This window comes from Croceifilum oryzae, assembly GCF_030814315.1.
Classification (GTDB): Bacteria; Bacillota; Bacilli; order Thermoactinomycetales; family Thermoactinomycetaceae; genus Baia; species Baia oryzae.
In genome coordinates, this window is record NZ_JAUSUV010000001.1 from 182,175 (window position 1) to 202,358 (window position 20,184).

Here is a 20,184-nt window from a genome sequence, read left to right on the forward strand (position 1 = left end):
TCCTATCTTCTCTACTAGATTATATTATACAAATATGAAATAATATTATTTGAGATTGTTCAGAATCTAACGTAAAGGAGGACAAAAGATGAAAGATCTGAAGGATATTCATCCAATCGGCTGGACTATTATCATAGGCACCATGTTTGGTCGGTTCTCGACTTCGATGAGTATCCCTTTCCTAGCAATTTATCTGACAAATGTCCTTCATGCAACCCCTTTCGAAGCTGGATTGGTGATTGCTGCTAGTGCGGGTATTGGAATCCTAGCTAGCTTCTATGGAGGATTTTTAGCAGATAAAATTGGACGAAAAATAGTTATGCTGATATCCGTCTTTGGCGGAGCTTTTGTTTTTTTAGTGTTTGCTTTTAGTCAAAGTGTTCTTGCCTTTTTTCTGGTCAATGCGCTTAATGGCTTGTGTAGATCGATGTTTGAACCTGCATCTCGGGCGCTTTTATCCGACATAACGGAGGAAAAGAAGCGACTCCTCATTTTTAATTTGCGTTACGCTGCAATTAATATAGGAGTTGTTTTTGGACCCTTAGTGGGGGTTGTGCTGGGATCATCGAAAACCACTACTCCGTTTCTCTTTGCTTTTGTTGTATATGGTCTCTATGGTCTGGTGCTAATTTATCAATCTCGTGCCTATGCGAAACTCTTCCGCAAGAAGGATTCTTCTGAGCGAATTAGCTTACGGGGAGCTTTTCATGTAACGAGGACGGATATCGTGTTCCTATTCACGATTTTGGGGGTTCTCTTTTGTGCATTTGGTTATGGAAGCCTTACTGCGACTTTTCCACAATACTTCGCAACGCTTCCTGGCTTTGAAGATGGAGTGAAAATATCCTATCTAATGTCTCTTAATGCCATTTCTGTGTTGGTATTTCAGTATCCAGTGGTACGGATCGCACAAAAATTTTCACCCTACACTGTTTTGATAGTGGGGAATCTACTGATCTGTGTCAGTAATTTGAGCATGGCTTTTACTACCCACTTCTTTGCACTTGGCATGGCAATCATCTTATTTACCATTGGGGAAATCCTCGTTTTTACACTGGTGGATGCATTGATCGATTCCATTGCCAAACCGGAGTTAAAAGGTACTTATTTTGGAGCCATGGGATTTTCGCAGATTGGAAATGTCTTATCACCGATTGTGGGTGGTTGGTTGTTAAGTTACTTTGGTGCAAAGCAACCTCTGAGCATCTTTGGAGTGCTCGTTCTGGTTACGTTGCTCGGAATTCCGTTTCTTCTACGTGCAAAATCCGTTCTGGCAAGGAAGGAAGAGCGCATAGTACCAAAGGTAGCTTAGTGAAATATCGAAAAAGATGAAGGTAGGGTAGTCGATATTATATAGAAATAATGAATAAGGAAAAGACAATCTCATTAGGTTGTCTTTTTATTTGAATCAAAAAGAGGTTTTCCAGCCAACATAAATAGTATTGTGGATATGTTTCATTTAAGTGCTTCCTTCTCGGAAATAAAAGGATATTTAACAATAAAGTGTTCTCTCTTACTAAAAAAGGGGTACACTTTTTTATATGATATAATTTTTATATAGCATAAAATCGGGAAGGAGCTTATGCCCATGAATCTATTACTCATTGTGCTATCGCTCGCTGCATTTGCCTTAACCATCTGGGCGCAGTTTCGAGTGAAAGGTAGCTTTAAAACATGGTCTAGATATAATGCTAGCTCTGGTGCAACGGGTGCAGAAGTAGCCCGTCATATCCTAGATCGAAATGGATTACGTGATGTTCCTGTCGAGCCTGTTCCGGGTTCGTTATCAGATCACTATGATCCCATTAGTCGTGTGGTTCGATTATCAGAGCCTGTATACTATAGTCACTCCGTTGCTTCCGTTGCAGTAGCGGCCCATGAATGTGGACATGCCTTGCAACACAAGGAATCGTACGGAGCGCTGGTTCTCCGTCATCGCATGTTTCCAGTTGTAAATTTCACTTCAGGAGTTGCTCCGTTCCTTCTATTGGCTGGTTTTATATTTAAAGCGATGGGACTTGTCTTGATTGGAATTATCTTTTTCTCGGTAGCTGTCGCTTTCCAATTAGTTACATTGCCGGTGGAGTTTAATGCGAGTAGTCGTGCCAAGCAGATATTAGTAAGTGATGGATTTATTCGCAGTCATGAAGAAGAGCATGGTGTGAACAAAGTATTAAATGCCGCTGCCCTTACGTATGTAGCAGCAGCGTTGTATTCTGTGATGGAATTACTCCGTTTTGTATTCATGTTCCTTGGGTCTTCGGACGACGATTAATAGTTGGTGGCTGGTTTTTTGGGATTTGCTGGGCGTCAAAGCCGTTTGGTTGCACATAGCGATCCCATTGCCAGATACCAGCTTTCTTTTTTTGTGCCTCTTTTTGAATACTCAGAAATTCCTGCTCATACCGAGTGTTCGGTTCATATACATACGCGACTCGGGCTAGACCGTTTCGAAGTAATGACTCCTGGAGGCACTCTCCGTCAACATAGATATAAGCAAGTAATCTTCCGTATTTATCTCGCTTTGACTGATCATATTCCAGTTCAATTTTTTGTGCTTTTTTAATCTGAAGATGGGTGAATCGTTTGGCCTCTTCTGCGAGGGGTTGCTTCGCTAGTTGTGGGTGATTTGTTTCAGGGGTGTCTATAAGTAGGAACCGAATGGTCTCTGCTTTTTCTTTTACTTTGGCTTGGATGGTATCTCCGTCGATTACGAAAACGGAGCTGATGGCGACTTTTTCTGATGATTCATATTGGAGTGATGGGCTGGTATTTCTACAGCCGATCATGATGAGAAGAAAAAATATGAATAGGACCATGGTAGGAATCGTTTTCTGAGACATGTGGTTAGCTCTCCTAAATAATGAAATAAATGAATAAATTATATTTTTAACTAATAGTATGCAATTTTGCGAAGTATACAAAGGAAAAATATCATTTTATTATTATAGAGTATTAGGAAAGAAAAATCTATTTTAAAGAAAGACACATTTAGGAGGAATGAACGGTGAAATTCAAGCAAATTATTGGAGGGTTTTTAGCGTTCGCTACAGTGTGCTCCATTAGTTTAGTTCAGGCACCAATGGCATCTGCTCAAAATGATTCTCCGAAAACGAAAGTAATTGATTTTGCAAGTGAACGTAACTACGATCCAATTAATAAGGTGTATGTAGGAGCTGTATATAAGCCTAATAAGGATGGAGTTTTGGAGAAGGTAGACTTCAAAGAGTACATGGAAGATGTGAAGAAGTCGAAAGAGCAACAGAAAAGTTTGCCTCAATCAGGATCATCTGCTCCGATGTCTGCGAGTAAGAAGATAGAAGAGGGAACGCCTCCTTATTCTGAGTTTGAAAAAACAGGGGAATATACGTTTTCTAAAGGTCTACAAAAGGTTAGTAATACGATTGACTGCCGCAATGTAGTGTCTTGTTCAATTGCTCAAAACTGGTCTATTAGTCAATCTTACACAGTGAATATTGGTCTTTCTAGAGAAATGTTTCAAAAGGTAACTGCAAGTGTTGGTTTTTCATGGCAATATTCAGCTTCAGCTTCTTCAACTTATACATTTAACCTCGCATCTGGCACCAGAGGATATATTGCTTTTAACCCGAAATTTGGACAAGTGTTAGGATGGGCGAAAACTTGGAAAACGATTGATGGAGATCCTGTAGGTGAACCAACAACACATTGGGTAGATGCTAGATATCCTCTAAAAGTGAATGGACAACTTGATGGGTATGTAACATTTGTTCATGAGTAAAAAAATTTTTAGCTCCCTGTTCGTTAAGGGAGCTTTTTTTGTTATTAAAAATCTTACTTTTTATATAAAAAGAAAACTTTAGTTATTTTTGTTCATAATAAAGATTGAAAATTAACAGTAAAATTCATACAATGTTAATGCTGGTTATTTTCAACATAGAGAGGAAGAGATGAATGAAGAAGGCTTTATTATGGATGTTGGCTTTAGTGGTTACGCTGACGAGTACTCTATTTGGTTCGAGTGCTGAGGCGAAACCGGAGCAAAAGCCATTTAATCCAAATGATTTTTCTACATATGGTACAGGTTTAAAAGATGGCCCTAGACCGGAGGGGTTAAAGGAGTACACTCCTGAGAAGAGATTTGTAACAAAGGATGAATTGAAGAAACAGGGGAAGAATCGACAACAGATTAATCCGGATCAGATTCTTCCGCAAAAGGTAGATCTTCGTCCGTATTTTGCGCCAATTCGCAGTCAATCTAAATTTGGAACTTGTGTGGTTTTTGCGACGACAGGTTTGCGTGAATACTATATTGGAAGACATACAGAGGCAAAAGGAAAAGATGTTACGCACTTGTCTCCTTCCTATATTTACTATCCAAGTGGTCCAGATGAAGGATTATCCTTTTATACTGCTTTTGAAATATTGAGACGAGAAGGAGTTCCGCCAGAGACTGAGCGCCCATATGATCCAGATCGTAGTAACACGGATCAGTTTAAAGCTCCAAAAACAGTTCAGCAACGGGAAAATGCGGCTCCGTATAAGATTGATTCGTTCCGCTTTATCAGAGATAACAGTAGTATGGTGGATAATGTGAAACGAGCAGTAGCGAATGGTGATCCAGTTATGTTTGGGATTCCAGTGTATCCAAACTTTGATGCGACTCCATCTACAGGGATTATCCCAGCAGTAGAAGAGAAGAAGTCTCGTGGTGGACATGCCCTTGTGGTGGTTGGTTATGATGATGAGAACGAATGGTTCATCATCCGGAACAGTTGGGGCGAGAAGTTTGGAGATAAAGGCTATGCTTATATGGGATATGATATTTTCAAAGAGATGAACGATGATTTTGGATATGTGGCGAATATACGGAATAACGAATATCCACCACAAGGTGTGAAATTATCTGTATCCACTTCAACGGATACGACGATGTCGTTGGATGTGTCCGCGATTGGTGCAACCAGCTTTGATTTGTACCGTGACGGTAAGTATGTAAAGAGCTTTACTGGAAACTCGGTGAAGGATGAAGGGCTTAAAGCGGATGCTACATACAAATACCATGTAGTGGCGAAAAATGGTCGAGGCGGTACACGTAGTGTGACAGTTGAGAAATCAGCTGTATTTGTAGAGCTAGATAAAGCAAGTTGAATTATAAAGAGATTTCCTATCATAGGGGATCTCTTTTTTCTATATACAAAAAAACAATATTGAAAATATACATAAAAATTAGTATAATAAAAATGTTTGATACATTTACCTGTTGAAAGGGAGAGATGGATGAAAAAATCGTTGTTATGGGTTTTGGCTTCGGTATTTACATTAACGAGTACCTTAATTGGGACAAGCAGTGCCGGGGCAGAGCCAGCGAAAAAGCCTTTTAACCCAAATGATTTTTCTACGTATGGTACGGGCTTAAAAGATGCTCCGATACCAAAGGATATGCAAGCATATGCACCTCCAAAAAGATTTTCGCAACAAGCTCTTCCTACGAAAATTGATTTACGTCAGTATTTTGCACCTATTCGTAGTCAGTCTAAATTTGGAACTTGTGTAGCTTTTGCGACGACGGGCTTGCGCGAATACTATATCGGACGATATACAGCTGCGAGAGGTAGCGATGTTACGCACTTGTCACCTTCTTATATTTATTATCCAAGTGGAGCAGAAGATGGAATGTCGTTTTACAGCGCTTTTGACACGTTGATCAAAGAAGGAGTTCCTCCTGAAACAGAGCGTCTATATGATCCAAACCGTGAAAATAAAGATCAGTTTAAGGCTCCGATTACGGCATTGCAACGCAAAAATGCGGCTCCTTATAAGATTAGCACGTTCCGTTATATCTACAAAAACAGCAGCATGGTTTCCAATATCAAGCAAGCTGTTGCCAATGGAGATCCTGTGATGATCGGGATTCCAGTGTATCCGAACTTTGATGCGACCCCATCCACAGGGATTATCCCAGCTGTAGGGGAGAAAAAATCTCGTGGTGGACATGCTTTAGTAGTAGCTGGATATGATGACGAGAATGAGTGGTTTATCGTCCGCAACAGCTGGGGCGATAAGTTTGGAGATAAAGGATACGCGTATATGAAGTACGATATCTTCTTCGAAATGACCAACGCTTATGCTTATGTGGCAACAGTAAACAATAATCAATATCCACCACAAGGTGTGAAGTTCTCTGTATCCTCTAAGACAGATACTACTGTTACTCTATCTGCATCTGGACTTCAAGCGGTTAGTTATGACTTATACCGCAATGGCAAATACACAAAGAGTTTTACAGGTGGTAGAGTGACTGATGTGGGTCTTGAACCTGGTGCTACGTATGAGTATTATGTGATGGCCAGAAACTATCGAGGCGATACGCGTAGTTTCACTGTTAAAGAAGAGACTATGCAAAATATACAACCAGTTAAAGTGAAGCTAGATAAAGCAAGTTAATGAGAAAAGGGATTTCCTATATAGGAGGTCCCTTTTTTGTGCAATGGCAATTTGTTATTTATCCACTCCTTTAGGATGATACTGAAAGTAGTAGACACATACATAAAATCACCGTCACAAATTGTTCATAAATGTACCTGTCATAAAATGACCCTTTCCGGTGTCTATCTTATATGAGAAGCGGAGAGGAGGTTTTAAATGGAAGAGTTGATATCGATGCAAGATGAGCCTGAAAAGGATGACTTCGAGTCTTTATTTAAAAACCACTATCCGATGGTTGTGCGACAAATCATGCGAATTGTTCCATCCCAATCGATTGCGGAAGACATTGCTCAAGATGTTTTTGTTCGCTTTTACCGGATGGATCGGTCAAGCATCGAGCATATACCTGCTTGGCTAATTAAAATGGCAATTCATTCATCATATAACTATGTGAGATCTGAGAAACGGCATTTGGCACGGATCGAAAAACAGTCGCTCCATATGACAGGAACCATACCTTCTACCGAAAACAGATGGCTCGCGCGGGATGAAATTGCTACTGTGAGAGATATCCTCGCCCAGATGGATGAGCGAGAACGGAACTTATTGCTTATGAAATACTCTGGGTTTAGTTATGACGAACTGGCAGAAGCCGTGAATATAAAAAAGGGATCAGTCGGGACCCTTCTATCTAGAGCCAAAGAGAGGTTTCGCAAAAAATACAAACAGATAAGGGGGGATGACTGATGGTATGTAAAGATGAGATGCTCAAGCAAGCTTACTTAGATGGAGAGCTAACTCGCGACGAACGTAAGCAGATTGCTTTGCATATCGAAAAATGCCCCGAATGCCTAGCTCGGATGAATGAGATGAAGGATTTAGAGGACTGGACGCGAATCCATATCACAGATAGTTTTCCTCGAGTGGATGAGGCTTTAAATATCGATGTGGATCGAGCTTGGGTTTGCGTCAATGAGCAGATTCAGGCCCAAGAAAAACCAATGAGACAACTAATTCAAATACAAGAAAATAGTGTGAAAGGGAGATGGAAGAATATGAAAAGAAATACAAAGCGTTGGATTTCGGGTGTGGCAGCAGCAGTTGTTGTGATTGGAGGATTTAGTATCCCACAAGTACAAGCGTCTGCGAGTGAGTTACTATCTGTTTTCCGGGTGGATAAAGTTGAGCTCGTTAAATTGACAGAGAAAGATCTTGAACAGATGCAGGCTTTTCTTCAGAATAAAGAGCTAGGTAATCTTGATTTAAAAGGAATGGGTAAGATTTGGACAGAAGGCGAGCAAAAGAAAGATCGCCATCGCCAGTATGATACCTATGAGCAGGCAGTGAAAAAGGAAGATTCTTTACCAAAAAAACCGGAAGGATATACGGTAAGTGGCATCAACGTAACGGATCCGATGAAGGTTAACTTCCAGCTGAACACAGAGAGAGTAAACAAAGTGTTAAAGCAGTTGGGTGCTAAGGTGGATTTGGAAAGCAAACTGAATGGGAAGACGTTTAGTGTAGAGATTCCTAAAACAACGATGTTAACTCTACGTGAAACGAACTACGATTTTCATTACATGGTAGCGAGTACTCCGAAACTTACGGTAGATAAGGATGTAGATGTTGCGAAACTAAGAGACTCGATCCTATCGTTGCCATTTATTCCAACCGATCTGAAGAGACAGATGATGGCGATTCAGGATTGGCAAAGTACACTTCCGATTCCAGTAGTAGAAGGAATGGGTAAAGTGAGTGAAGTACAAGTGAATGGAGCTAAAGGCGTTATGATGAAGGAAGAGGATGGAGCTGCCGTTCTACTATGGCAAAAGGATGGAAAGATCCATACTCTGTCGGTTTATCAGAACGGAGCAGATCGATTGATCGAACTAGCTAAAAAACTGGATAAGTAAAACGAAAATTAAGCAGAGTGACCTCGAATGGGGTGGCTCTGCTTCCATTTATATGGACAAGTAGAGGAGGAGAAGGTAGTGGGGGATTATGTGATTGAGACAAACCAATTAACCAAGTTATATGTGGGGAATAAGGGATGTCAGGATATTACGATTCAAGTGCCAAAAGGGAATGTGTACGGATTTTTAGGGCCTAATGGAGCGGGAAAGAGTACATTTGTCCGTACTTTATTGGGATTGATACAGTCAACCAGCGGGACAGGTACGATTTTAGGTCATCCGATTTCTTCTCTTGAGTCAAGGAAGAAGGTAGGATATCTACCCGAATTGTTTCGTTATCCAGATTGGATGACGGGGAGACAGCTACTACGGTTTCATTCGGAAATGTGTCAATTGAATAGTAAACAGCAGAAAATGCGGATTGAGGAGTTACTGGACTTAGTTGGTTTGCATAATCGAGGGGATGAACGAATTAGTGGTTACTCCAAGGGAATGCAACAGCGGATTGGGATTGCTTGTGCTTTGGTTTCGGATCCAGAAGTAATTTTTCTAGATGAGCCTACTTCTGCCCTTGATCCCATTGGGAGAAAGGAAGTTCGTGAATTAATTCGTGACTTGCAGATGCAAGGGAAGACCATCTTTTTAAATAGTCATTTGCTGAGTGAAGTGGAAACGATTTGTAACCATGTTGCGATTATTAACAAAGGGCGACTAATCGTTCAAGGGGATTGGCGAGAGCTTTCTGCGATCGAGACACAAATTGAGATTACCTTGTCAGGGATTGAAAATCTTTCCTTTGACGCTATGCCCGAGTTAGTGTTAGGGAGCGAGAAGATTCGTACTGAAAAGGGTAAGGAAAGTTGGATGTTAACCTTGAAAGACGAAGAAAGCATTCCTGAATTGATCTCTGCCCTAACAGTGAAGCAAGGGAAGCTGTACCAAGTGATTAGGCAAAAACAAAATTTAGAGGATATCTTTATGTACTGGATCAATCGTCAGGAGGAAGTGGAACATGTGGCCAATCGCTAGGTTAACGATTAAAGAAATTATCTATAAACGTGTTTTTCTTGTTATTTCCCTGATGTCGCTAGCACTACTGATCTTTTATGGTATCGGAACCTATTATGCACAAGGTCAAATAGCTAATATGAATAGAGGCCCTATGGGTGGTTTGGCACAAGGGTTTATGTCTACCCAGTTTTATGGAATGGGACTATACTTTGCTGCTTTCATTACATCTTTGTTGGCGATCTTCAGTAGTGTAGGAAGTATATCCAAAGAAATTGAGAGCCGGCAGATTGATCCGATGATGGCAAGACCCATTTCGAGAGCTTCGTTTGTGATGGGGCGCTTTGTTGGATTAAGCCTCTTAATGGTCTCTTATTCTATCTTCTTGTTCTTGGGGATTACGGCAGTTAACCAATTTCTCGGAAATCAATTAAAAGTAGTTGTATCGATGTCTCAAGTTCTCCAAGCAGGAAGCCTATTTGTACTGCAATCAATCATTATTGTAGCGGTTGCACTCTTTTTTAGTACTCGTTGGTCCACGCTGAATAGTGGGATTGTCCTGATTATGTTATATGTGACAAGTATGCTAGGTGGATTTATTGAACAACTTGGTGGAATTACGCAGATTAAGCAAATGCTTAATTTTGGGATTGTGACAAGCTTACTTTTCCCGATTGATACATTATTCCGAACGATGGTCATCAGTTTGTTTGAATCAGCTGACGATCCTATTTCGATGGCGACACAGGGGATATTTGGAAGCACGTCGGCACCTAGTAAGTGGATGTTGGTTTATATCGGTTTATACGGTGTAATGGCACTTTGGTTTGCGATTCGTTCTTTCCAAAAAAGGGATCTCTAAATAATAGCTAGCCCGTGGGTCTATAGGGATTCACGGGCTTTTTTGATTCTAAAAAAATATGATGTTAACATTTACTGAAAATTAAAAATGGACAGGTATAATAGAGATAGGAGGGATGTTATGAGCAGAGTTATGCGTGTATGTTTACAGATATTTGTGATGATTGTTTGGTGTTTGACGCAACTGTTTTCTTTTATGCCAGTACCTGTATCTGCTGCAAATGATTCATACCCCAATGATATAAAGATCCTCGTTCACAATGTGTATATGTTACCGCAGTCTCTTTACCCAAATTGGGGACAAGTTAAGCGGGCTGATTTAATTGGGGAAGCTGCCTATATAAAGGGCAACGATCTCATTATCTTCAATGAGCTATATGATAACGAAGCCTCTGGAAAGCTATTAGGAAAGATGAAAAGCCAATATCCTTACCAAACTCCTGTACTCGGACGAGGTGAGGATGGTTGGGATTCAACGCAGGGAAGTTATTCTCGTTTTACACCTGAAGATGGTGGCGTATCCATCGTAAGTAAGTATCCGATCTTAGAAAAAATCCAGCATGTATACAGTAAAGGGTGCGGTACCGATTGGTATGCGAATAAGGGATTTGCTTATGTGAAGATGAAAAAGAATAACCGGATTTACCATGTTATCGGAACCCACATGCAGTCCGATGATGAGAGTTGTTCAACTGGAGAAGCCGCGTCGATTCGTAAGACGCAGATGAATGAAATAAGGCAGTTTATCGCGAAAAAGGAAATTCCGGCGGAAGAGGTATTATTTATAGGTGGAGATCTAAATGTGATTAAAGGATCTTCCGAATACCCGTCGATGTTAAACGACTTACATGTAACGGAACCAACTGCGTATACGGGCTTTTCGTCTACATGGGATCCAACAACAAATGGAATTACGAAATATAACTATCCCCATTTGGCCCCTCAACACCTCGATTATATTTTTGTAGAAAAAGATCATGCTAAGCCAAAGAATTGGTATGTGGAGTCCTTATATACCAAATCGCCCGAATGGAGCGTGACATCCTGGTTTAAAAAATACAGCTACACCGATTACTCTGATCATTATCCAGTTGCAGGGTTTTCAAAGCCGTAATGTTTGAGTCATGGGCATGAGTCTAAAGCATATATTAGTATTATCGGATCAGGATTTATCAATTCATAACTGTCCAATGTAGCTGAATAGATGGATCTCATGCTTTGATTCAGTGTAACGACTTCATCATCATGGTCGTTACTAGGGGGATGAATGATGTTCTTAAATGAAAACCCTGCCTATGCTGCCTATGATATAGGAGATTATACTTATGGGCTTCCCAAAATATTTTATTGGGCAGGAACCAATTTGAAAATCGGCAAATTTTGTTCGATTGCTTCCGAAGCAAATATTTTCTTAGGTGGAAATCATACGTTGGATTTTGTGACCACATATCCTTTCAATGTATTTTTTCCAGAGGGCCATGCTTTTCCAGGTGGACCCCTTACAAAAGGTGATATTGAAATAGGTCATGACGTTTGGATTGCATCAGGCGCTTCTATTATGTCGGGAGTTCGTGTCGGTTCAGGTGCAGTCATAGGAGCAGACTGTATAGTCGCCAGAGATGTACCACCCTATGCGATTATGATTGGAAATCCAGCGAGGATCATGCGTTATCGGTTTGAACGAGACATCATCGAACAACTTCTAGAAATTCAGTGGTGGGATTGGCCTATCGAGCAGATTAAAGAAGCGTTTCCATTAATTCTATCTAACAATATCGAGCAATTCGTCCAAACGTACGGGAGGAAGGCATAAGTTCATAGCATGATCACCATTCAGGGCTACTTGTTAGTAGTCCTTTTTTTAGATTCACGGGCAAAGGATTTAATTCATAGATTAATAGTATCAAGTAGGGAGTGTATGTATGAAAATTTGCTGCCTACTTGAGCCAATCTTGTTATTGGGGGGATTCACCATGTTTACAAATCACAATCACGCATATTCCCCCTATCAAATTGGAGACTACACGTATGGAACGCCTATTATACGCTCTTGGGGGGAACCTGCTACTCTGAGGATTGGGAAGTTTTGTTCGATCGCCGAAGCAGTACAGATTTTTTTAGGTGGGAACCATCCAATTGATTTTGTGAGCACATATCCTTTTAATGTACTTTTTACAGAGGGCCATGGTTTCCCAGGTGGTCCGCTTACAAATGGTAACGTTGAAATAGGGAATGACGTATGGATTGGACACGGAGCTACGATTTTGTCAGGGATTCAAGTTGGATCAGGTGCCATTATAGGAACAAATAGTTTGGTCACCAGAAACGTACCGCCCTATGCCATTGTAGGGGGAAATCCAGCGAACATCATTCGTTATCGCTTTTCAAACGAAATCATTCAACAACTTTTATTAATTCAATGGTGGGACTGGCCTATCGAGCATATTAAAGCAGCGTTTCCATTGATTCTATCTAACAATATCGAGCAATTTATTCAGACATACAGGAAAAATTAAGACTGCTCATTTTGAGTAGTCTTTTTTTTATCGCATTGAAATGGGTCAATTTAGGAATAGTAAAGACCAAAAGGAGGTTTGGTGAATTGGATACATCACAATCACAAGATTTACAAGACACTTTGTCCTATTTACATAATGAAATTAACCGCATTGAGGCGATCGCGGAAACTCTTTCTACGAGGGCACGTGATCATTATCACCAGCTAACGAATTATGATGATAAGGGATTGACCGACATGGCTGTAGAAGAGCAACATGCGGCTAGACAGCTTGCTACGATCCAAAAAATGTGTATTACGATGGCTGGAAAGCTGGGGCAGTTAAATGAAGATGGTCATGGTGATAAAGGCTGGGAGAGTGGGCAAGTTGATCAAACTCATTGAAAACATGATTCGTTCGGCAATCGATAAATCGGTAGATAAGATGATTACCACAGCTATACGCGATCAATATACAGAAAACCTATTTGAAATGATCCCAACAGCAGGGAAAATAGGCATGGTCAATTTAATGGAGATTGCGATGCGTGGGAATCACGGGACGCCCATTTCACGCCCTTTGGGAAGTCCGATTCGTTTATCCCCATGGGAGAAGATTTTATTTAACCCCGTTCATCTGTTTCGCTTTCCAACACAGGAAACGATGGGGATCGATACATCGGTCACGATTGGTCCACGGGCGAAGAAGCCTATGACGATTTCGATTCCGATTATGATTGCCGCGATGTCTTTTGGTGGAGCATTGAGCAAAAGTGCAAAAATTGCTCTAGCTAAAGCGGCAACGGCTGTGGGGACGGCTACCAATACGGGTGAAGCGGGATTGATGAAAGAAGAGCGTGAAGAGGCCCAGTTGTTGATCGGACAATATAATCGGGGAGGCTGGATGAATACACCCGATAAGTATAAACAGCTCGATGCAATCGAAATTCAATTAGGGCAAGGGGCACAAGGATCTTGTCATCAACGAACATCGAGTAAAAATATTGGTGAGGATTATCGAGAAGTATATGGTTTGCAAGAAGGAGAAGCGGCCATTATTCATTCTCGCTTACCCGGAGTACACACAAAGGATGATTTTATTCAATTGGTGAGAAGGCTTCGAGATGAGACAGGTGTTCCAGTAGGACTAAAAATCGCCGCTACCCATCATCTGGAGAAAGAGTTACAGATTGCGGTGGAGAGTGGAGTAGACTTTATCACCCTTGATGGTACAGAAGGGGGAACACATGGTGGATCCCCTACGCTCCAAGATGATGTAGGTTTGCCTACCCTTTTTGCCATTTCGAGAGCCAATCAATTTCTAACCCAAAAAGGGCTTGTTCAAGGCACAAGTCTCATTGCAACAGGTGGATTGGCTACTCCGGGACAAATGCTGAAGGCGATGGCGTTAGGAGCGGATAGTGTCTATATCGGTACGGCCGCGATTATGGCGCTTGTAGGGGAGCAAGTAGTACGAGCTGTACCCTTTGAGCCTCCGACTAGCTTAGTGGTCTACACAGGAAAAAGAACCAGCCAGTTAGATGTAGACCAAGCGGCGATGAGTTTAATTCGTTTTTTAAACGCGTCTCTGATGGAAATGGAGCAGGTAGCCGAAACGCTTGGTAGGGCAACATTATCGGATATTACCAAAGCAGATTTATGTGTAATGGATCCATTTCTAGCAAAAGCAACCGGTATTCAGCTCGGATATGTCGCTCCAGAAGAGCAGAGTCAATTCTTTGATGAAACAAAACCGTTTTTCTTATCACCGGATCATGTAGGATATGATGAATCAACCATTCACCATTAATAGGGAAATTTACTTACCTTGTGAAACAAGCAATGTGTTATAATCGCCTTGGAATTATAAGATGTACTAAGGAGGCTGTTTCATGAGTCAAAAGACCCATTCCGATCATGATAACCGCAAATTTACCCCATGGATCGTTGGAATTACGATTGTTTTAAACGCCGCGATCGCTCTACTATTCTTTTTGCCGAAGTATGATGGGCTAGACCATTTAGATCTAACCTTTCTTCCTATGATGAATGCGATCTTTAATAGCTGTACATTTATCTTCTTAGTAACGGCTTTGTATTTCATCAAAAAGAGAAACTTTACGATGCATCGTAACTTTATTCTCGCAGCATTTACTTCAACGTTATTATTTCTTGTTACGTATGTGGTTTATCATTTGAATGCAGAATCGACTTCTTACGGTGGCGAAGGAATAATGAAGTATGTTTACTTCTTTATTCTGATCACCCATATCGTTTTAGCAGCACCTACCGTTTTTATTGCCCTATGGACGATTGTTTACGGTTGGACAGATCAAAGGGAGAAGCACCGTAAGATTGCTCGTTATACGATGCCAATCTGGCTATATGTAAGCCTTACCGGTGTATTAGTTTACTTGATGATCTCCCCATACTATTAATCAGATAGGATTTAGATAGAAAAACGACTCCGTTTCGTGAAGAGACAGAGTCGTTTTCTTGTGGATTTGTACTATAGAAATAAGCTCCAAAACGTATCAAGTGCCCGAAAGATAGCTGGGACGAGGTATTGAAACAAAGGACCAAGCAGTAGTTTGTTAAGTGGTGGAATGAGGAAAATGAGCAGGAAGATGAAAATTCCATATTGTTCATACTGTGACATCCTCGCACGAGTGCGATTTGATACAAGATCTTCAATAACGCGATATCCATCTAGTGGTGGTAGTGGAACTAAATTAAAAATAAAGAGTACAATGTTGATTTGAATAATCATAAGTAAAAGCTCAATGATTCCCTTATATCCCAGCCCAGATTGAAAAGCAAGATGGAGTAGGGGGATGCACAGAAAGGCAAGAAGTAGATTGCTCAGCGGTCCAGCTAAGCTTACTAAAACGCCAGCTATGCGAGGATTCTTAAAATAGTAACGATTGACAGGCACTGGTTTTGCCCATCCAATTCCTGCCAGGATAATGAGAATAAAGCCAAATAAGTCGAGATGTGCAACAGGATTTAAAGTAACTCGACCTTGTTGGTACGCAGTAGGGTCCCCGAATTTATAAGCGACATAAGCATGAGCAAACTCATGAATCGTAAAGGCTAAAATAATCGCAAATAACGCATAAGGCAATTGTTCCCATGGATAAGCAAGAGAAAGGGATGTAAAATCCAATAGTAACGCCTCCAAGTATTAAGGTGTGGTAAATATTGTGGATGAATGTTAACTTTTTATAGAAACCAATGTGTAGATCCATGTGTTATAATGCAAGTGCTATCTTTTCATTCTTTATTAGGGGACTTTGATTTTGGACAAGCGACAAGTTATGCGATTTATTATAGTAGGTGTTGTCAACACAGTTCATTTTAACTTACTTTATCTGATTATGTTTCGCTTTTTTTCGTGGGGTTATTATATCTCCTTCGTACTTGCGTTCGTAATTAGTATGGTTGGTTCTTTTTTTATGAACTCATTTTACACGTATCGAGTTAAACCGACATGGAAGAAGTTTATACAATTTCCGATGACAAATGCCGTTAATTTTGTGGTCACGGCAGTAGGAGTCTATATATTAGGGGATCTGTTGGGCTTGAATAAAACCATCTCTCCATTTGTGGCTTCGTTAGTTGCTATTCCGTTTACATTTATTATATCAAAGAAAATTCTGGTGACTGAACCAGACAGGGGGGGAAGATTATGATTTCAATTATTGCACCTTGCTATAATGAACAGGACGTTTTGTACGATTTCTATCAAACGGTTACGAAAGTAATGAAGGAAAATCAGTATAGCTACGAGATTGTTTTTGTCAATGATGGTAGTCGTGATCAGACTCTCTCCATCTTAAAAGAGCTTGGGGAGAAAGATAGACGAGTGCAATATATTTCGTTTAGCCGAAACTTCGGAAAAGAGAGTGCGATGCTAGCTGGCCTAAGTTACTCCAAAGGTGATGCTGTGATTATTATGGACACTGATTTACAACATCCACCGAGCATGATTCCGCGGATGGTTGAAGCGTTCCAAAACGGATCAGACCAAGTGATTGCGAAGCGAAACCGTGCAGGAGAATCAAAATCGCGGTCATGGGTTTCTAGTTTGTACTATAAACTAATTAACCGATTTGTTGATGTTCAATTAGAAGATGGTGTGGGAGATTTCCGTCTATTAAGCCGTAAAGCAGTTGATTCTTTATTATCATTAAGTGAGTATAACCGTTTTTCAAAAGGATTATTTTCTTGGATTGGTTACAAACAAGAAATTATTGAGTATGAAAATGTAAGCAGGCACGCTGGGGACAGCAAATGGTCCTTCTTTAGCCTTCTTAACTATGGAATAGACGGTATCATTTCCTTTAATAATAAACCGCTTCGACTTTCTATTTATTCTGGGGTTGCTGTAATGGTCGCCGATGTTTTCTACGTCTTGTGGATGCTGGTGAAAATATTCCTAGGTGGCGTTGATGTACCCGGATACTTTACGTTAATTTCAGCCATTCTACTCTTAGGTGGAATTCAATTAGTCGCTTTAGGAGTAATTGGGGAATATATCGGCCGAATTTACTATGAAACAAAGAAAAGACCTCACTACATTGTGGCAGATGATAACTACACACAAGTGAGCCAATCTCAAAATAAAATTCAAAAAGTACTTTCGTAAACAAAGGCTAGCGAAGAGCTACATGAAAAAAGGTAGGGTATCACGACATGAAATTGAATCTGAGAAAGTGGCAGGGAATAATTGGAGTTTATTCCCTGCTTTTCATCGTCTCTATAGGTATACATGCGTTTTTTTTGTATTATCGACTGTATTTTAACGAGGCCTGCTGCGATTCGGTGATGCAGGTCTCTCATTTCTATCCGTTTCTAAATCAGGAATATGGTCAAGGGAACTTTATGTGGTCTTGGAAGTATGGCTTGGGTGGGGATATCTTTAGTGAGTTTCTTTATTACTTCTCCACTTCACCATTTTTTTGGCTGACGATGCCGCTAGATCTTGCTAACATTCATGATGTTTATCAAGTTAGAATGTTTACTAGTATATTTAAGATCGCTGTTGCAATGATTTTTATGTATCACTACCTTCGTTATCTGAAGAGAACACAACTTAGTTCCATTGTAGGTAGCTTAATTTATGGTGGATCTATCTATCTGGTCTTTAATTCACTTCGCTTTGATTTTATGGCGGATGGTATGGTATGGCTCCCTCTTCTCATCCTCGGTTTTGAAAGGATGATTGATCACAAGAAAAAGGGACTATTTGTGGCAATGGTTTTCTTGATCGTCTGCTCCAACTTCTACCTCGCGTTTATTAGCACGGTGTTTCTCTATCTATATGCAGGACTTAAGTATTTCCTCATTCGGGATAAATTCCAGTTTGTCGATTTTATCAAGTATTATCTGCGAATCACATTATGGTATATAGTAGGAGTACTGTTAAGTTTATTTGCCCTGCTACCAGCTATTGGCGCTTATTTGAAAGTGGACCGTTTCTACTATGACTTACATATTCCGTTGTTTTTTGAGAAGTCATTTTATAAGGAGTTTTTCTTTAATCTCTTTTTGGTTCCGAAAAAAGTTGATTTTGTTCTCGTGCTACCGATTATGATCTTTTTGCTGACTCTTTATGGCTTTTTCATTAAAGAGAAGCAAATGCGTCAGCGTATGATTTTTGCAACGTTCATATTTGTGCTTACTATGTTTCCGATTACCTATTCCTTTTTCAACGGTTTGTCTAGTATACAGTTTCGCTGGACGTACTTATTTATCTTCGTGCTGGCTCAGATCATTCCGTACATCTTGGACCATCTTATGCTAGAGCAACCACATCGAAAAATGAAGCAGTATTTTATAGTAGTATCTGTACTGTTAGTTGTTATGGTTATGTTGAGACCAATGATAGTGAAATTGAAGCCACCATCAACAGGCTATCTTAAGCAAGATATAATGATTGGTGCTCTGGGACTTCTCACAGTAGGTTGTTTCTTCTTGATACATAAGCTTCCACGCAAGGTGATTGCTACTTCTCTAGTTGGATTATTGACGCTCAATATCCTACTGACAAACTGGGTACTGATTCATGAGTATTTAGGTAGCCCGCGTACAGTAAAGGAGAGACAACACAAGTTTTTGAAACTCTATGATCAACCAGAGGATGTGGCGATGTTCAGAGATCTGGAGAAAGAGGATCCTACTTTCTTCCGTACCATGTGGGAGGGAATCCCTGAATTTAACGCTCCGTTGGTATATGGTTATCGAGGATTTAGCACGTACAACAGTTTGATTTCTGGAACCGTACACAGATTTTTTAAAAATGATTACAACATTCTTCAGTACAACACGCCAAGTTTGTACATGAATCTAGATAATCGTATCTATCCAGAGACGGTGCTAGCGAATAAGTATTATGTTATTCCAAAGGATCGGTCTTGGGAAAGAAAGACTTTTGGGGGGCCTCATACCTATCTTCGAGGGGATTTATCTTGGAAGCCGTATGGCTACACTCTCATGAAAGAGACAACGAAATTTAAGGTTTATCGAAATGATAATGCTCTTCCGATCGGCTTTTTATATGATTCGATTGTGGATAGACAAACATTTGACGGATTAAACTATGCCCAAAAGGATCAGCTGCTCTTGCATGCAGCTGTTGTGGATAAGGATGACCGTTCTAAGGCTAATCTTCCAGTTTTTCAAACGGATCAGTTGAAAGTACAAAACCATGTTGTAAACAAGCAAGATATTAAGCTCAAGAATGCTACTTTGACTGGTGATTTTCTAGTGGCAGGTGAAGATGCAGAACTGATAATCCCAAATCCATTTGCACAGAAGTTAGGTGAAACTCTTTTAGAGGTTGAGGTTAAGCGGAAGGATAATAAGGGATTCAGTCTTGAAATTATGCAGAAGGATCCTAAGGCGCCCGGCCTTGAAGTAACTGAGAAGAAATTTAAGAGGTATGATGAAGACAACACGTATAACTATCCAAGAAAGAAAATCGTCTTTAATACAGGATATAATCCAGCAACGGATTACATCACGGTTAAGATTCCTGATGCAGGTAGTTATAAACTGAGGGAATTGTCTCTTCAATTTAATTCACTTGAAGGGTTTCAAGAGCTTGTAAAGCAGAAAAAAGAACAATCCTTGCAAAATGTTTCCTTTACATCGAATCAAGTAAAAGGTGAGATAAAAGCGGCTAAAGATGGGATTCTGTACTTGGCGATCCCGTATAGTAAAGGCTGGAAAGCTACGATAGACGGAAAAAGAGTGGACCCTATAAAAGTAAATGCTACATTTACGGGCTTGCCTATTACAAAGGGAGACCATAAAATTGAATTATCGTACTTTACTCCTTACTTGCTTGAGGGTGCAGGAATCTCCTTCGTAACATTACTAAGCTTATTGGGCTATTTTTGGTGGGAACGTCGTAAGAAACGTAATTCGGCGGTGTAGAGAAACCTCTCTCCGCCGTTTCGCTCTTGGAAAGAGTTATCTTGAATTAGGTAGGGT

General features: G+C 40.3%; 20 protein-coding genes. 18 read left to right on the forward strand and 2 right to left on the reverse strand.

What is annotated here, in order from left to right; all coding sequences use genetic code 11:
- Positions 1–88 precede the first annotated feature (88 nt).
- Positions 89–1,312, forward strand: a complete 1,224-nt coding sequence (locus tag J2Z48_RS00875; RefSeq protein ID WP_307250073.1) for an MDR family MFS transporter — start codon at positions 89–91, stop codon at positions 1,310–1,312.
- Positions 1,313–1,588: 276 nt separating this feature from the next.
- Positions 1,589–2,275, forward strand: coding sequence for a zinc metallopeptidase (locus tag J2Z48_RS00880; RefSeq protein WP_307250074.1), 687 nt, complete (start codon positions 1,589–1,591; stop codon positions 2,273–2,275).
- Here J2Z48_RS00880 and J2Z48_RS00885 read toward each other — a convergent pair.
- Positions 2,244–2,843: a thermonuclease family protein gene (locus J2Z48_RS00885; RefSeq protein WP_307250076.1), complete on the reverse strand. Its 600-nt coding sequence runs from the start codon at positions 2,841–2,843 to the stop codon at positions 2,244–2,246. The genes J2Z48_RS00880 and J2Z48_RS00885 overlap by 32 nt on opposite strands.
- 164 nt (positions 2,844–3,007) lie before the next feature.
- On the opposite strand from J2Z48_RS00885, the gene J2Z48_RS00890 reads away from it, so the two are divergent.
- The 13 genes from J2Z48_RS00890 to J2Z48_RS00950 all read left to right on the forward strand — a co-directional run bounded on the left by J2Z48_RS00890 (position 3,008) and on the right by J2Z48_RS00950 (position 15,125).
- The gene (locus tag J2Z48_RS00890) at positions 3,008–3,760 is read left to right on the forward strand and encodes a DUF6060 domain-containing protein (protein WP_307250077.1); all 753 of its coding nucleotides are present in this window, start codon (positions 3,008–3,010) and stop codon (positions 3,758–3,760) included.
- Positions 3,761–3,933: 173 nt separating this feature from the next.
- A complete protein-coding gene (locus J2Z48_RS00895; RefSeq protein WP_307250079.1) occupies positions 3,934–5,130 on the forward strand; it encodes a C1 family peptidase in 1,197 nt (398 codons plus the stop codon).
- 129 nt (positions 5,131–5,259) lie between these two features.
- Positions 5,260–6,426 carry a C1 family peptidase gene (locus J2Z48_RS00900; RefSeq protein ID WP_307250081.1) on the forward strand — a complete coding sequence of 389 codons (1,167 nt, stop codon included), beginning with the start codon at positions 5,260–5,262 and terminating at the stop codon, positions 6,424–6,426.
- Between the two features lie 198 nt (positions 6,427–6,624).
- Positions 6,625–7,155, forward strand: a complete 531-nt coding sequence (locus J2Z48_RS00905) for an RNA polymerase sigma factor SigX (RefSeq protein WP_307250083.1) — start codon at positions 6,625–6,627, stop codon at positions 7,153–7,155.
- Positions 7,155–8,321: an anti-sigma factor family protein gene (locus J2Z48_RS00910; protein ID WP_307250085.1), complete on the forward strand. Its 1,167-nt coding sequence runs from the start codon at positions 7,155–7,157 to the stop codon at positions 8,319–8,321. The genes J2Z48_RS00905 and J2Z48_RS00910 overlap by 1 nt, the downstream gene beginning before the upstream one ends.
- Before the next feature lie 78 nt (positions 8,322–8,399).
- A complete protein-coding gene (locus J2Z48_RS00915; RefSeq protein ID WP_307250087.1) occupies positions 8,400–9,350 on the forward strand; it encodes an ABC transporter ATP-binding protein in 951 nt (316 codons plus the stop codon).
- On the forward strand, positions 9,334–10,191 hold the full coding sequence (locus J2Z48_RS00920) for an ABC transporter permease subunit (RefSeq protein ID WP_307250089.1): 858 nt from the start codon (positions 9,334–9,336) through the stop codon (positions 10,189–10,191). Before J2Z48_RS00915 ends, J2Z48_RS00920 begins: the two co-directional genes overlap by 17 nt.
- Before the next feature lie 120 nt (positions 10,192–10,311).
- Positions 10,312–11,304 carry a sphingomyelin phosphodiesterase gene (gene sph / locus J2Z48_RS00925; protein WP_307250091.1) on the forward strand — a complete coding sequence of 331 codons (993 nt, stop codon included), beginning with the start codon at positions 10,312–10,314 and terminating at the stop codon, positions 11,302–11,304.
- 153 nt (positions 11,305–11,457) lie between these two features.
- Positions 11,458–12,003 (forward strand): CatB-related O-acetyltransferase, encoded by a 546-nt coding sequence (locus J2Z48_RS00930; protein WP_307250093.1) that lies wholly within the window; start codon positions 11,458–11,460, stop codon positions 12,001–12,003.
- 160 nt (positions 12,004–12,163) lie between these two features.
- Positions 12,164–12,706 carry a CatB-related O-acetyltransferase gene (locus tag J2Z48_RS00935; RefSeq protein ID WP_307250094.1) on the forward strand — a complete coding sequence of 181 codons (543 nt, stop codon included), beginning with the start codon at positions 12,164–12,166 and terminating at the stop codon, positions 12,704–12,706.
- 86 nt (positions 12,707–12,792) lie between these two features.
- A complete protein-coding gene (locus J2Z48_RS00940; RefSeq protein ID WP_307250096.1) occupies positions 12,793–13,092 on the forward strand; it encodes a hypothetical protein in 300 nt (99 codons plus the stop codon).
- Positions 13,076–14,497: an FMN-binding glutamate synthase family protein gene (locus J2Z48_RS00945; RefSeq protein WP_307250098.1), complete on the forward strand. Its 1,422-nt coding sequence runs from the start codon at positions 13,076–13,078 to the stop codon at positions 14,495–14,497. Before J2Z48_RS00940 ends, J2Z48_RS00945 begins: the two co-directional genes overlap by 17 nt.
- 82 nt (positions 14,498–14,579) lie before the next feature.
- Complete coding sequence (locus J2Z48_RS00950) at positions 14,580–15,125, forward strand: DUF420 domain-containing protein (RefSeq protein ID WP_307250100.1); 546 nt, start codon at positions 14,580–14,582, stop codon at positions 15,123–15,125.
- Between the two features lie 71 nt (positions 15,126–15,196).
- On the opposite strand, the gene J2Z48_RS00955 is transcribed toward J2Z48_RS00950, so the two are convergent.
- Entirely contained in the window at positions 15,197–15,853 is a 657-nt protein-coding gene (locus J2Z48_RS00955; protein WP_307250102.1) for a site-2 protease family protein, read from the reverse strand.
- 133 nt (positions 15,854–15,986) lie between these two features.
- On the opposite strand from J2Z48_RS00955, the gene J2Z48_RS00960 reads away from it, so the two are divergent.
- The 3 genes from J2Z48_RS00960 to J2Z48_RS00970 are packed head-to-tail and all read left to right on the forward strand — an operon-like array spanning position 15,987 to position 20,127.
- A complete protein-coding gene (locus tag J2Z48_RS00960; RefSeq protein ID WP_307250104.1) occupies positions 15,987–16,379 on the forward strand; it encodes a GtrA family protein in 393 nt (130 codons plus the stop codon).
- Entirely contained in the window at positions 16,373–17,335 is a 963-nt protein-coding gene (locus J2Z48_RS00965) for a glycosyltransferase family 2 protein (protein WP_307250406.1), read from the forward strand. The genes J2Z48_RS00960 and J2Z48_RS00965 overlap by 7 nt, the downstream gene beginning before the upstream one ends.
- A 47-nt stretch (positions 17,336–17,382) precedes the next feature.
- Complete coding sequence (locus J2Z48_RS00970) at positions 17,383–20,127, forward strand: YfhO family protein (RefSeq protein ID WP_307250105.1); 2,745 nt, start codon at positions 17,383–17,385, stop codon at positions 20,125–20,127.
- Positions 20,128–20,184: the final 57 nt, after the last annotated feature.